At 43.5% G+C, this 16,249-nt stretch carries 6 protein-coding genes; 3 read left to right on the top strand and 3 right to left on the bottom strand.

The genetic code is table 11. The annotated features are described in order from the left end of the window. Positions 1 to 436: 436 nt before the first annotated feature. Entirely contained in the window at positions 437 to 7,957 is a 7,521-nt protein-coding gene (tcbA, locus tag V2H77_RS05960; protein ID WP_341498077.1) for an insecticidal toxin complex protein TcbA, read from the top strand. 765 nt (positions 7,958 to 8,722) lie between these two features. Continuing rightward, a complete protein-coding gene (locus V2H77_RS05955) occupies positions 8,723 to 9,490 on the top strand; it encodes a hypothetical protein (RefSeq protein ID WP_341498076.1) in 768 nt (255 codons plus the stop codon). A gap of 679 nt (positions 9,491 to 10,169) precedes the next feature. Here V2H77_RS05955 and V2H77_RS05950 read toward each other — a convergent pair. The 3 genes from V2H77_RS05950 to argE form a co-directional block, all read right to left on the bottom strand. Continuing rightward, positions 10,170 to 10,751, bottom strand: a complete 582-nt coding sequence (locus tag V2H77_RS05950) for a YolA family protein (protein WP_341498075.1) — start codon at positions 10,749 to 10,751, stop codon at positions 10,170 to 10,172. 308 nt (positions 10,752 to 11,059) lie between these two features. Continuing rightward, positions 11,060 to 13,696 carry a phosphoenolpyruvate carboxylase gene (gene ppc / locus V2H77_RS05945; RefSeq protein ID WP_341498074.1) on the bottom strand — a complete coding sequence of 879 codons (2,637 nt, stop codon included), beginning with the start codon at positions 13,694 to 13,696 and terminating at the stop codon, positions 11,060 to 11,062. Between the two features lie 270 nt (positions 13,697 to 13,966). Continuing rightward, a complete protein-coding gene (argE, locus tag V2H77_RS05940; RefSeq protein WP_265381116.1) occupies positions 13,967 to 15,124 on the bottom strand; it encodes an acetylornithine deacetylase in 1,158 nt (385 codons plus the stop codon). 101 nt (positions 15,125 to 15,225) lie between these two features. Here argE and argC point away from each other — a divergent pair, with 101 nt between their 5' ends. Continuing rightward, positions 15,226 to 16,230, top strand: coding sequence for an N-acetyl-gamma-glutamyl-phosphate reductase (gene argC, locus V2H77_RS05935; protein ID WP_341498073.1), 1,005 nt, complete (start codon positions 15,226 to 15,228; stop codon positions 16,228 to 16,230). Positions 16,231 to 16,249 lie beyond the last annotated feature (19 nt).

Below are 16,249 nucleotides of genomic sequence, written 5' to 3'. Positions count from 1 at the left end.
TAAATAACGACTCTGGTTATAATGTTTTTTACATAATTATCACTCTCTAAATTGTTTTGTTAGAAAATAAAATCACCCTACAGATAGCTAATTATCGTCATGAGACTTATCGTCTCGTATAAGATCCCGTATTATGGTTAATGTTAACCATTACCATATCATTTTTTAACACTCCAACGTAAAAAAATATGTTTGTGGCTTTACCTTATGGGCTGATAAATATATTTATCATGCCTGATATCGTTCTGTGGCATTTTGTCGTATTCACTATTTCATACCAACCACATTAGAGGATAAATCAGCCCTATGGGTGTTTTCAGACGATATTATTTTAATAATATTCGTCTGCGTTTTTGATCCCTAACTTGTTAGTACTGCACATTTGCAGTCGGTCTCTGTTTGCCTGCTGCAATAACATTATCAATGAGAGACAATTATGCAAAACTCATTATCAAGCACTATCGATACTATCTGTCAGAAACTGAAATTAACTTGTCCGGCGGAAATTGCGCTGTATCCCTTTGAGACTTTCCGGGAAAAAACCCGAGAAATGGTTAATTGGGGAGAAGCAAAACGAATTTATGAAATTGCACAAGTGGAGCAGGATAGAAATCTACTTCATGAAAAACGTATTTTTGCCTATGCTAATCCGCTGCTGAAAAACGCTGTCCGGTTGGGTACCCGGCAAATATTAGGTTTTACACAAGGTTATAGTGATCTGTTTGGTAATCGCGCTGATAACTATGCCGCGCCAGGTTCAGTAGCATCAATGTTCTCGCCGGCGGCTTATTTAACCGAATTGTACCGTGAAGCCAAAGATTTGCATGGCAGCGCCTCAATTTATTATCTGGATAAACGCCGTCCCGATTTAGCAAGCTTAATGCTCAGCCAGAAAAATATGGATGAGGAAATTTCAACTCTGACTCTCTCTAATGAATTGTGCCTTACCGGGATCGAAGCAAAAACAGGAAAATCACCAGATGACGTGATGGATATGTTGTCAACTTATCGTTTAAGTGGGGAGACACCTTATCATCACGCTTATGAAACTGTTCGTGAAATTGTTCATGAACGTGATCCAGGATTTAGTCATTTGTCACAGGCGCCGATTGTTGCTGCGAAGCTCGATCCAGAGACTTTATTGGGTATTAGCTCCCATATTTCGCCAGAATTGTATAACTTGCTGATTGAGGAGATCCCGGAAAAAGATGAAGCCAAGCTTGATGTACTTTATAAAACAAACTTTGGCGATATTACCACTGCTCAGTTAATGTCCCCAAGTTATCTGGCCCGGTATTATGGCGTCTCACCAGAAGAAATTGCCTATGTTACTACTTCATTATCACATGTTGGGTATAGCAGTGATATTCTGGTTATTCCGTTGGTTGATAACGCGGGTAAGATGGAAGTGGTTCGTGTAACTCGAACACCATCGGATAATTATACCAGTCAGACGAATTATATTGAGCTGTATCCACAGGGTAGCGACAATTATCTGATTAAATACAATTTAAGCAGCAGCTATGGCTTGGATGATTTTTATCTGCAATATAAAGATGGTTCCGCTGATTGGACTGAGATTGCCCATAATCCCCACTCTGATATGGTCGTAAATCAGGAGTATGAATCACAAGCGACAATTAAACGTAGTGACTCTGGCAATATACTCAGTATAGGATTGCAAAGATGGCATAGCGGTAGTTATAACTTTGCCGCTGCTAATTTTAAAATTGACCAATATTCCCCGAAAGCTTTCCTGCTTAAAATGAATAAGGCTATTCGGTTGCTAAAAGCTACCGGCCTCTCTTTTGCTACGCTGGAGCGTATTGTTGATAGTGTTAATAACACAAAATCAATCACGGTTGAGGTATTAAACAAGGTTTATCGGGTAAAATTCTACATTGATCGTTATGGAATCAGTGAAGAGACAGCCGCTATTCTGGCTAATATTAATATCTCTCAGCAAGCTGTTAGTAATCAGCTTAGCCAATTTGAGCAACTATTTAATAATCCTCCGCTCAATGGTATTCGCTATGAAATCAGTGAGGACAACTCTAAACATCTTCCTAATCCTGATCTGAATCTTAAACCAGACAGTACAGGTGATGACCAGCGCAAGGCTGTTTTAAAACGCGCATTTCAGGTTAATGCTAGTGAGTTGTATCAGATGTTATTAATCACTGATCGTAAAAAAGAAGACGGTGTTATCAAGAATAACTTAGAAAATCTGTCCGATCTGTATCTGGTTAGCCTGTTAGCACAGGTGCATAACCTGACTATTGCTGAGCTGAATATCCTGTTGGCGATTTGTGGCTATGGTGACGCCAATATTTATCAAATTGCCGACAGTAAATTGGCGGAAATAGTGGAAAAATTGTTGTGGATCACACAGTGGTTACAGGCCCAAAAATGGACGGTTACCGATCTGTTTCTGATGACCACGACCACTTACAGTACCACTTTAACGCCAGAAATTAGCAATCTGACGGCTACGTTGTCCTCAACCCTACATGGCAAGGTGAGCCTGACTGGGGAGGATCTGAAAAGAGCAATGGCCCCTTGCTTCACCTCGGTTTTGCATTTAACTTCGCAAGAAGTTGCGTATGACTTGTTGTTATGGATTGATCAGAGCCAATCGGCACAAATAACCGTTGATGATTTTTGGAAAGAAGTTCAGACAGACCCAACCAGTCCAAAGGTGATTACCTTTGCACAGGTGCTGGCACAGTTAAGCCTAATTTATCGCCGTATTGGGTTAAGTGAAATGGAGTTGTCACTGATAGTGGCCCAACCCGTCCTGTTAGTTAAAGATAAAAGTGTACTGGATCACAATCTGTTGACCATGATGGCTCTGGAGGGTTTTCATACTTGGGTGAACGGTTTGGGACAACATGCCTCCCCAACATTAACAGCGTTGAAAAATAAAGCTTTGACTATTACCGATGTGGCACAAGCTATGAACAAGGAGGAGTCTCTCCTACAAATGGCAGCTAATCAGGTGGAACAGGGGCTAACAACACTGACCAGTTGGACACAGATTGACGCTATTCTGCAATGGTTACAGATGTCTTCGGTCTTAGCTGTTTCGCCACTAGATCTGGCAGGGATGATGGCCTTGAAATATGGAGTAGATCATAACTATGCTGTCTGGCAAGCTGCGGCGGCTGCGCTGATGGCTGATCATGCTAAACAAGCGCAGAAAAAACTGGATGAGACGTTCAGCAAGGCACTATGCAACTATTATATTAATGCTATTGTAGATAGTGCTGCTGGAATACGCGACCGTGACGGGTTATATACCTATTTGCTGATTGACAATCAGGTTTCTGCCGATGTGATGACCTCACGTATCGCTGAGGCTATCGCGGGTATTCAACTGTACGTTAACCGAGCTTTAAATCAGGATGAAAGCCCGCTTGCATCGGACGTTAGTACCCGTCAATTCTTCACTGACTGGGAGCGCTACAATAAACGTTACAGCACTTGGGCTGGCGTCTCTGAACTGGTCTATTATCCAGAAAACTATGTTGATCCAACTCAGCGCATTGGGCAAACCAAAATGATGGATACGCTGTTGCAATCTATCAATCAGAGCCAGCTAAATGCGGATACGGTGGAAGATGCTTTCAAAACTTATTTGACCAGCTTTGAGCAGGTAGCGAATCTGAAAGTAATTAGCGCCTACCACGACAACGTGAATGTGGATCAAGGATTAACTTATTTTATCGGTATTGATCAGGCTGCTCCGGGTACATATTACTGGCGTAGTGTCGATCACAGCAAATGTGAGAATGGTAAGTTTGCTGCAAATGCTTGGGGTGAGTGGAATAAAATTACCTGTGCTGTTAATCCTTGGAAAAATATTATCCGCCCGGTTGTTTATATGTCTCGCTTATATCTGCTATGGCTGGAGCAACAATCAAAGAAAAGTGATGATGGTAAGACCACGACTTATCAATATAACCTAAAACTGGCTCATATTTGCTACGATGGTAGTTGGAATACACCATTTACTTTTGATGTGACAGAAAGGGTAAAAAATTACACATCAAATGCTGATGCTGCTGAATCTTTAGGATTGTATTGTACTGGTTATCAAGGGGAAGACACTTTATTGGTTATGTTCTATTCGATGCAGAGTAGTTATAGCCCCTATACTGATAATAAGGCGCCGGTAACTGGTCTATATATTTTCGCTGATATGTCATCAGATAATATGACTGATGCACAGGCAACTAATTATTGGAATAACAGTTATCCGCAATTTGATACGATAGTGGCAGATCCGAATCGCGACAATAAAAAAATCATAACCAGAAGAGTTAATAACCGTTACGCGGAAGATTATGAAATTCCTTCCTCTGTGACAAGTAACAGTAGTTATTCTTGGGGAGATTACAGTTTAACTATGCTTTATGGTGGTAGTGTTCCTAATATTACCTTTAAATCTGCCGCAGAAGATTTAAAGCTATCTACTAATATGGCATTGAGTATTATTCATAATGGGGATGCAACAACTGTTCGCCGTATACAATGTAATCTTATGAAACAATATGCTGCATTGGGTGATAAATTTATAATTTATGATTCGTCATTTAATGATGCAAACCGTTTTAATTTGGTGCCGTTATTTAAATTCGGTACAAATGAAATATCAAGTGATAGCATATGCATCTATAATGAGAATAATTCACCGGAAGGTAAAAAGTGGTATTTTGTTTCGAAAGATGACAATAAAACTACCGATTATAATGGTGGCACTCAATATATAGATGCAGGAACCAGTAACAAAGATTTTTATTATAATCTCCGGGAGATTGACGTAATAAGTACGACTGGTGGATATTGGTCGAGTTATAAAATATCCAACCCGATTAAGATCAATACGGGTATTGACAGTTCTAAAGTAAAAATCACTGTAAAAGCGGGTGGTGATGATCAAATCTTCACTGCTGATAATAGTACTTATGTTCCTCAGCAGCCGGCACTCAGTTTTGAAGAGATGATTTATCAGTTCAATAATCTCACAATAGATTGTAGGAATTTAAATTTCATCGACAATCAGGCTCATATTGAGATTGATTTCACCGCTATGGCACAAGATGGTCGATCCTTGGGTTCAGAAACTTTTATTATTCCGGTAACTAAAAAAGTTCTCGGTACTGAGAATGTGATTACGTTATATAGTGAAAATAACGGTGTTCAATATATGCAAATTGGCGCATATCGTACCCGTTTGAATACCTTGTTCGCTCAGCAGTTAGTTAGCCGTGCTAATCGTGGTATTGATGCAGTACTCAGTATGGAAACTCAGAATATTCAGGAGCTGCAATTAGGTACAGGCACTTATGTGCAACTTGTTCTGGATAAATATGATGAGTCTATTCATGGCGCTAATAAAAGCTTCGCTATTGAATATGTTGATATATTTAAAGACAACGATAGTTTTGTTATTTATCAAGGAAAACTTAGCGAAACAAGTCAAACTGTTGTGAAAGTTTTCTTATCCTGTTTTATAGAAGCAACTGGAAATAAGAACCACTTATGGGTACGTGCAAAATACCAAAAGGGAACGACTGATAAAATCTTGTTCGATCGTACTGATGAGAAAGATCCACACGGTTGGTTTCTCAGCAACGATCATAAGACCTTTAGTGGCCTCTCTTCCGCACAGGCATTGAAGAACGATAGTGAACCGATGGATTTCTCTGGCGCTAATGCCCTCTATTTCTGGGAACTGTTCTATTATACTCCAATGATGATGGCGCATCGTTTGTTGCAGGAACAGAATTTTGATGCAGCGAATCGCTGGTTCCGTTATGTCTGGAGTCCGTCCGGTTATATCGTTGATGGTAAAATTGCTATCTACCATTGGAACGTGCGACCGCTGGAAGAAGACACCAGTTGGAATGCACAACAACTGGACTCCACCGATCCGGATGCTGTTGCTCAGGATGATCCGATGCATTACAAGGTAGCCACCTTTATGGCAACGTTGGATCTGCTAATGGCCCGTGGTGATGCGGCTTACCGCCAGTTAGAACGTGATACGTTGGCTGAGGCTAAAATGTGGTATACACAGGCACTTAACCTGTTGGGTGACGAGCCTCAAGTGATGTTGAGCACGACCTGGACTGATCCGACGTTAGGTAATGCCGCTTCAAAAACCATACAGCAGGCTCGACATCAGGTACTGACTCAGTTGCGTCTGAATAGCATGGTAAAAACCCAGTTGTTGGGAACAGCCAACTCTCTAACTGCCTTGTTCCTGCCGCAGGAAAATAGCAAGCTCAAAGGTTACTGGCGGACACTGGCGCAGCGCATGTTTAATTTACGTCATAATCTGTCGATTGACGGCCAGCCGCTCTCCTTGCCGCTGTATGCTAAACCGGCTGATCCAAAAGCTTTGCTGAGTGCTGCGGTTTCTGCTTCTCAGGGAGGAGCTGACTTACCGAAGGCGCCGCTGACTATTCACCGTTTCCCACAAATGCTAGAAGGGGCAAGGGGCTTGGTTAACCAGCTTATACAATTTGGTAGTTCATTACTGGGGTATAGTGAGCGTCAGGATGCGGAAGCCATGAGCCAACTACTACAAACCCAAGCCAGTGAGTTGATACTAACCAGCATTCGTATGCAGGATAACCAATTGGCCGAATTGGATTCGGAAAAAACTGCCCTGCAAGTCTCTTTGGCAGGGTCGCAACAACGGTTTGACAGCTATAACCAACTGTATGAGGAAAATATCAACGCAGGTGAGCAACGGGCGCTGGCGTTACGTTCAGAATCTGCTATTGAATCTCAAGGAGCGCAGATTTCCCGCATGGCTGGCGCAGGTGTCGATATGGCGCCGAATATCTTCGGCCTGGCTGACGGTGGCATGCATTATGGCGCTATTGCCTATGCTATTGCTGACGGTATTGAATTGAGCGCTTCTGCTAAGATGGTTGATGCAGAGAAAGTTGCGCAGTCGGAAATATATCGCCGCCGCCGTCAAGAATGGAAAATTCAACGTGACAACGCACAAGCGGAGATTAATCAGTTAAACGCGCAACTGGAGTCACTGTCTATTCGCCGTGAAGCGGCTGAAATGCAAAAAGATTACCTGAAAACCCAACAAGCTCAGGCTCAGGCACAATTAACCTTCCTACAAAGTAAATTTAGTAATCAAGCGCTATATAGTTGGTTACGAGGACGTTTGTCGGGAATTTATTTCCAGTTCTATGATTTGGCCGTATCCCGTTGCCTGATGGCAGAGCAATCCTATCAATGGGAAGCTAATGATAATTCCATTAGCTTTGTCAAACCGGGTGCATGGCAAGGAACTTACGCCGGTTTACTGTGTGGAGAAGCTTTGATACAAAATCTGGCACAGATGGAAGAGGCATATCTGAAATGGGAATCTCGCGCTCTGGAGGTGGAACGCACCGTTTCATTGGCAGAAGTTTACGGTTCGCTGGCGGATAAGGATTGTTTTAATCTGGCGGAACAAATACCCGTATTACTGGACAAGGGAGAGGGGACTGCGGGAACTAAAGAAAATGGTTTGTCATTAGCTAATGCTATTCTGTCATCTTCGGTCAAATTGTCTGATTTGAAACTGAAAATGGATTATCCGGACAGTATTGTTGGTGATAACAAGATTCGTCGTATTAAGCAAATCAGTGTTTCACTGCCTGCGTTGATTGGGCCTTATCAGGATGTTCAGGCTATGCTCAGTTATGGTGGCAGTACTCAGTTGCCGAAGGGCTGTTCAGCGTTGGCTGTGTCTCATGGTACTAATGATAGCGGCCAATTCCAGTTGGATTTTAATGACGGCAAATACCTGCCATTTGAAGGTATTGCGCTTGATGATCAGGGTACACTGAACCTGCAATTCCCGAATGCTACCGACAAACAGAAAACTATATTGCAAACTATGAACGATATTATTCTGCATATTCGTTATACCATCCGTTAATTAATTTAGCGATTACATAATACAGGCTCTCCTTTTGGAGAGCTTGATAGAAGCAATTTGTGAGATATTTATAGAAGGTAGGTTTTTAAATTAATTTTAGGTTTCTATATTATTTAAGTTTAATTTGTGTGATTTATGGTTTATATTTACTTATTTACTTATTTACTTATTTACTTATTTACTTATTTACTTATTTACTTATTTACTTATTTACTTATTTACTTATTTACTTATTTACTTATTTACTTATTTACTTATTTACTTATTTACTTAATCATTCCGATTTAAGTACGGCAAATTAACGTATACGGTAGTTTGCTGTACGGAAATTGGATAAGCAAGTTTTAATATTGAGTTTGTATTCTCACATTACATTGTCATTGTTAGATTATCTCGGTTTAATAAGTAAAGTCCGTCATCAGCTTTCGTCCAGTATGAACTGTTGTGGTTCAATAACCCTGGATACCTATCCCCGAATAATCCTTCTCTTCTGACACCTAAAACAGATAAAAATCGGGTCACTTTTTTACATAAGTAGGGCAGGAAAAATACTAAGATGCCCTTAGTCAACTTATTAACCTAATTCTGGAAAGGATAATGCATATTCAGCACATTGGCGGCCATGCACCGCTTAGCCAAACTCAAGTTCCTCAGAACGTCTCAGTTTCTCCCCTACTTGAACAGGGCAACCGCTTGTTTGAACAGTCTGTCCGACGTGGTCCGCTGCATTTCCAGAGCTCGGATCTCAAGCATTTGATCACCGAATTGCGCCAGTTGCAGAGTGCTCCCAACAGCGCGCAAGCCCAACGGGTGCAGGATGCTATCCAGCACTGGGAGAACCACCACCCCAAAGAGGTGGCGGCCCGTAGCACCCTCCTTGCCGAGCTTAAACAGGGTCTGGCAGAGCAAGGCGCCGTGGTGCGTACCTTTCAACCAAAGGTAATGGCGTCCGGTTCCCAAGCGATGTTACAGCAGGCTATGCCAGCCTTACAGAAGATGGGGACTTACGCATGCACCGATGCCGGTACTTTCGTCAGCAAGCAACATCTTCATTATCAGCAAATTATGGAGAGATTGCGGTTATTCAATGACAGCCCGGAGCGCCTGAGGGGTAACAACCAAGCCAACATGATGTCCAACATGGCGGCTATCGCCGCTAGACAAGGCAACGTTAGCCTCAACCAACTGCAATCTATCGCTGCTCGTGTCGCTCAAGCTCAGGCTGGTTGCTGCACTACCTTGGCCTATTCTGCGGCAGCCGAACTGATGAAGCACAATCAAGGTGACCAACAGCGCATTGAGGTAGTCGCTCATCGTGGCTCCAAGGGGCATACCCAGACCCACTGCTTCGTGGTGGTCGGGCGCGATCCCAATAGTGAACTTAATAAACCCGAAACTTGGGGTTCCCAGGCATATGTCATCGATCCTTGGGCTGCGACCATAGGTGGTAAATTGCAAGGTACGCCAAGTAATCCTCCGATCGTCAACCTGTGGCCGCCGACTGAATCTGTGTTCGATAACCATAAAGAGTAACTATGTTCAATGCCTTATTATCGGAGCTGTGCCGACGCCTCGGACAGACCGAAGAATCTCTGCACTCGGAGGGACTCGATCTACCTCTCGGTCCTTTTAGCTTACATATTCGCCAACGCGACGAACTGGTGACTTTGTTTATCCCGCTAGGTAATGTCGAACCTCGTTCGTTGGCTACACTGGCCGACTGGCCATCACTGCAATTGAGCCGCAGTGGTGAGGGCGAGACTCTGCTCTGGAGCCGTGAATGGCTGGAGAGATTGGATGCCGAGTTGTTGGCCAGTTTGGTCGAGCGGATGTTACAGCAAGCCAGGGACCTTACGGCTACGGCCTCTATCACCGAAAGCCAAGAATGGCCTCCGTTTAGTATCCAAGGGAGTTCGTGGCACAAAGTTTAGGCGAAAAGCCTTAAGAGCTTAATTAGGTGTATTATTGCAAACCACGAGTGATATTATTTTGTGCATTCGTTATACCGCTCGTTGATTAATGGCCTTATTACCGGGTACAGGTTCTCCTACAGGGGAACTTAACGAAAATAATTTGTGAGAAATTCACAGGAATAGACTTTTAAATTAATTTGATATAATTGCTTGATTACGAGGCTAAACTATCGTGTCGATACTTGTGCGTGAAAATGAATAGGGGCGGTTTCCCGCCCCTTAAGTAGGTTTCAGGCAGGTCAAAGAATGCTAATCTGCGCTGACATGGTATTTCGAGGCCAATTAGCGGAAGTGTTCTGGTAGCTGAAGATACCGTTTTGGTAGCCATCAAGGCTGTATTCCTTAAGGAAGCCAACTACAATTTGGCCCGCAGCACATGGCCAATTGTAGTACCCGTTTGTGATGCAAACAGGCGTAGAAGAGTACAGCGAGTATGGCAGTGCGCCGCCGTTCATCCAAGCAAAGGAGTTATATCCGTAGCCAATTTCCAGAACTGCGGCGCGGAGTTGCTGTCCTCCGTGATTGCAGTTTGTCACCGGCAAGTTGGAAGTGTATTCCCACCCGCAATTCGTTGAGCCAACGGCATAGACCCACATATTGGTTAGCGGAGGTGCAGGGGCGTAAGCTACCCCAGATTTAATGTCGAGCTTTTTCTCTTCTTCGGCCCGGATAGGGCTCTCAGGGTTAGGTAGTAGCTGGGATTGCGCTGCTAGAGCATTTTGAGTAGTAGGGACCTCTTTTGGTTGCTCTGTTTGGGCATAGGCGTTAATGCCAAACAAGGAAGCAACAGATAACAACATGGCAAGTTTATTTTTCTTCACGACTGAATCCTCTTAGAAATGGAAAAGCACAATTCTAGGGAAGTGAGCAAAAATCACATTATCAAATTTTATTTATGTAATTGGTGAAATTTAAGCTGGTCTTGTCGTGTTTTTTCTTGTTTTGTTGTGAATGCCCGACTGTAAAATAATAAGAAAATTTTCTTAAATTGGGTTTTGGCTGATGAAAAATGGCTTCTTTTTTATTGCCTATTGAGCACATTTTGCACGGGTTATTTGGAGAAAGATACCCGTACTGTGCTCAATAATGTCGCTACTGTTGCACGGAAATTGCTTACCACTGACTGCTGCTAACCTGTATTCCGCATTCCTGCTGCGATACCGGCAATGGTTACCATTAACGCTTGTTCAACCTGAGGATCGGGATGTTGTTGCTGACGGGAACGCAGTAATAGCTCTGCCTGTAGGACGTTTAATGGATCAGTGTAAACATTACGCAAGGCGATTGATTCTGCAATCCACGGTAAATCTGCCATCAGGTGTTCATCTTTGGAAATAGCTAATACCGTCTTAATATCCGCAGAGAGTTGCTCACGTAGTTTCTGACCTAACGGCCATAAGCTCTTATCTACCAGACGATGATCGTAATATTCTGCCAACCATAAATCAGCTTTGGCGAAGACCATTTCCAACATCCCAATGCGAGTGGTAAAGAAAGGCCAATCCCGGCACATTTCTGCTAGTACATCTTGTTTTCCCTCATCCACAACTTTTTGTAACGCAGCGCCTGCTCCTAACCAGGCTGGCAACATAAGGCGATTTTGTGTCCAGGCGAAAATCCACGGGATAGCGCGTAAACTTTCTACACCACCTGCCGGATGACGTTTGGCTGGGCGAGAACCCAAAGGCAGTTTTGCTAATTCCTGTTCTGGTGTTGCGGCACGGAAATAGGGTACAAAATCGGGCTGTTCACGCACATAATCACGATACATTTTGCAGGAAACATCAGACAGGGTATCCATCACCTGATGCCACTCTGGTTTAGGCTCCGGTGGCGGCAATAGGTTTGCTTCCAGAATTGCACTGGTATACAAGGCTAAGCTACTGATAGTGACCTGTGGCAGACCGAATTTAAAGCGGATCATTTCACCCTGTTCAGTCACACGTAGGCCGCCTTTCAGGCTTCCTGGTGGTTGGGAAAGCAGAGCAGCATGTGCCGGCGCACCGCCACGGCCGATAGTACCTCCGCGACCGTGGAACAAGGTCAGTGTGACGCCCTCGTTTTCACAGACCTTGATTAAGGCGTCCTGTGCTCGGTACTGCGCCCAGGCAGCAGCCATCACTCCGGCATCTTTTGCTGAATCAGAGTAACCAATCATCACCATCTGTTTGTCCTGAATCAGCGCGCGATACCATTTAATATTCATTAATTGCTGAATGACATTTTCGGCATTATTCAGGTCATCAAGGGTTTCGAATAGCGGGGCAACGGGTAAGGTAAACGGACAACCAGCTTCTTTCAGTAGCAAATGAACCGCTAGTACATCAGAAGGCACTTTAGCCATTGAGATAACGTAAGCGGCGATAGCGTCTTGCGGTGACTCTGCAATGACTTTGCAGGTTGCGAAAACTTCTTGTGTTTCAGCGCTTGGTTGCCAGTTATGTGGGATCAATGGACGTTTAGAACGCAGTTCATGTAGCAGGAAAGCTTGTTTCTCTTCTTCTGACCAACTAGTGTAGTTGCCTAATTCTAGGTATTGCGTCAGTTCAGAAATCGCGGTTGTATGGCGAGTGCTTTCTTGGCGTACATCAATGCGTACCAGCGATAAGCCGAAACAACGGATACGGCGTAAGATATCCAATAATTGACCATTGGCGATGATTTCCATCCCGCAGGTTTTTAGTGACTGATAACAGGCGTAAAGTGGTTGCCAAAGCTGTTCATTGTCCACCAGCAAATCAGTGGGTGGCAGAACTTGTTCACCTTTCAGTTGTTTCTCTAAATAGGTCAGCGTATTGCTGAGTTGTGTCCGCAGTTTTTTAGCAATTTCTCGGTAAGGTTCTAGAATTTCATCACCACCCGCCAGTTTACGAACTTCTGGTGTACATTCAGACATGGATAGCTCAGAAACCAGAACCTGAATATCTTTCAGGAATAGATCCGCTGCTTTCCAGCGGCTAAGGAGTAACACATGGCGAGTAACTTCAGATGTGACATTCGGGTTGCCGTCCCGGTCGCCGCCCATCCAGGAAGTAAAGCGAACAGGTACTGCTTCGACTGGCAAGCTGTAATTGATTGACTCTTCCAGTTGTTCATTGAATTCACGTAAGAATGCCGGTACACCTTCCCACAAGCTGTTTTCCACCATAGCAAACCCCCATTTAGCTTCATCAATTGGGGTAGGACGGATTTTGCGGATTTCATCGGTATGCCATGACTGGGCAACTAATTGACGCAGACGGCGCATAATGTTGTTACGCTCATAATCCGCGAGATCATCATGATCGAGTTGTGATAGGCAGGTGTTAACGGCCACCAGTTTATGGATCAATGTACGACGCGCGATCTCAGTTGGGTGAGCGGTGAGAACCAGCTCAATAGATAATTCGTTTACTGCTTTTTTCAGATCGTCGTTACTGAAATTTTTTTCTTTTAAACGGGTGAATAATTTCGCTAACGCAACGGGGTTACTGGCAGCTTCACCATGTGGAGAGATGCTGTGATACTGTTCTGCGACGTTTGTCAGGTTGAGAAATTGATTGAAAGCGCGGGCAACTGGCAATAGTTCATCATTAGATAGGTTTTGCAAGGTTGATAATAGTTGCTGGCGGTGTGTTTCATTGCCTGCGCGGGATGATTTGGATAATTTGCGGATAGTCTCGACTTTATCGAGGATATCTTCTCCTAATGCTTCTTTGATTGTGTCTCCGAGCAGCTTACCTAGCATGCTGACATTACTGCGCATTGCGGAATATTGTTGATTCATGTGACTCTTGGCCTTTATTGCTGGCAGAATGTTGATTCTGTTCCTGTAGAAAAATTTAATTTAAGTGGCAGAAAGTTGTTTTTTTGTGTCGCCACTGTGTCGTATTTACCCTAAACCCTCATATTCATATCAGAAAATCATCAGTTTGGGCGAAATTTCTAAAATTTAATGACAGGTCATGTTCCATAAGTATTACTTATGCGCGGAAGGCTTGAGGAAGGTGCTTTTGTTGCTTGAGTCCCCCTGCCTTTTGGGGGACGAGTAAAACGATTAACTATTGCTTAGACAAAAATGATCTATTAACTGGGAAATTATCTTTCTGGTGGGTTCAATAAACGACATATCAATGAATTCATCTGGTTGATGTGCCTGTTCAATAGATCCTGGGCCAAGGACTAATGTCGGACATAATTCCTGAATGAATGGCGCTTCGGTACAGTAGTTGACCGTTTCAGCCTTGCGGCCTAGCAGTTTCTCTATCACATCAATCATCTTGTGATCGGTTGGGCATGCATAACCGGGAATAGGGGGATGTAATTCGTTGATAGTCAGACGGCCAGGCCAACGTTGTTTCACGGGTTCTAGTGCTTCATTTAACAGTCCGTTCAGATCCTGCAACGTTAGGCCCGGTAATGGGCGAATATCCATATGTAATTCACAATGGGCACAAATACGATTTACTGCGTCACCTCCATGAATATAGCCGAAATTCATAGTTGGATATGGAATGGCAAATGCCGGGTTGTTATAACGCTCTTTTAGCGTATTGCGTAGCTCAATCAAGTGACCAATAGATTCGTGCATCAAATCAATGGCGTTTATGCCACGGTCTGGATCACTGGAATGCCCGGATTGGCCAACAATGCGGATAGCATTAGATAAATGTCCTTTATGTGCGCAGATAGGATGCAATGAAGTCGGTTCGCCGATAATCGCGAAATCTGGTCGAATAGCGGTACTTGCAGCAAAATAACGTGCTCCCGCCATTGTCGTCTCTTCATCTGCGGTTGCCAGAATGTACAGCGGATGGGTTATTTTACTGACATCAATGTCCCGCAACGCATCAATAATAAAGGCGAAAAAGCCTTTCATATCTGCTGTACCTAAACCGTACAGTTTGTTATCTCGCTCTGTCAGGGTGAAGGGATCTTTAGTCCAGCGCCCATCGTCAAAGGGGACAGTATCAGTGTGTCCACATAAGAGTAGCCCACCTGGGCCACTCCCCAGTGTTGCCAGTAGATTGTATTTTCTGTGGGCTTCGGGGACGGGTTGTATCTCAATCTCGAAACCAATTTCCTTTAACCAACTTGCCAGTAGGTTGATGAGAGATTCATTACTCTGGTCAATACTGACATCGGTGGCGCTGATAGATGGAGTAGCAATTAATTGCTGAAATAGCTCAATAAATGGAGGTAATTTAATATTCACTGTTGACAGCCTTTATTCATGATAGTATCAATATTCATGCATTTTTTTTGAATAAAAATACATTATCCTGTTTAAATACTGAGCACAAGGTAAGATATCCTATGTTGAATACGCTGGTTGTTGGTGCAAGTGGTTACACCGGAGCAGAACTGGCAGCATATCTGCATCGTCACCCGTATACGAATCTGATTAGACTTATGGTTTCTGCTCAGAGCGTTGATGCAGATAAATGCTTCTCAGATTTACATCCACAGTATAAAGGCATTGTTGATCTACCGCTGCAACCAATGACTGATATTATTAATGCTGCTAAAGGGATTGATGTGGTTTTCCTTGCCACCGCCCATGAAGTTAGTCATGACATTGCGCCGCTATTTCTGGCGGCAGGTTGCACTGTATTCGATCTCTCCGGTGCCTATCGCGTACAAAACGCTCAGATTTACCAACAATACTACGGATTCAAACATAAGCATACTCAATGGTTAACACAAGCAGTATATGGACTTGCCGAATGGCAGTCTGAAAAGATCAAACAGGCTCAATTGGTTGCTGTACCGGGGTGTTACCCAACAGTTTCTCAACTCTCTCTGAAGCCACTGTTGGAAAATAATTTGCTAGATACCAGCCATTATCCAGTGATTAATGCTACTAGTGGTGTGAGTGGAGCAGGTCGGAAAGCCAATATGACCAACAGTTTCTGCGAAATCAGTTTACAACCTTATGGAATATTTACCCATCGCCATCAACCGGAGATTGAGGAACATCTGGGAACCAGGGTGATTTTTACTCCGCATCTTGGCAATTTCGCACGAGGTATTCTCGCCACAATTACCTGTAAATTGAAGCCGGGTGTTACCGCAGAACAGATAAATGAAGTTTATCAGCAAGCATACAAAGATAAGCCATTGGTGAGGCTCTACAGCAAAGGAGTGCCGGCATTGAAATCCGTTATTGGGTTACCGTTCTGTGATATCGGTTTTGTTGTACAGGGTGACCACCTGATTGTTGTAGGTACTGAGGATAATCTTCTGAAAGGTGCGGCAGCTCAGGCGGTTCAGTGTATGAATATACGTTTTGGGTTTGAAGAAACTCAGGCATTACTTTAATTATTGACGTGAAGGAGTA

This window comes from Photorhabdus sp. P32 (assembly GCF_038085095.1).
Lineage (GTDB): Bacteria > Pseudomonadota > Gammaproteobacteria > Enterobacterales > Enterobacteriaceae > Photorhabdus > Photorhabdus luminescens.
This window is presented reverse-complemented; position numbering and strand designations above follow the sequence as displayed.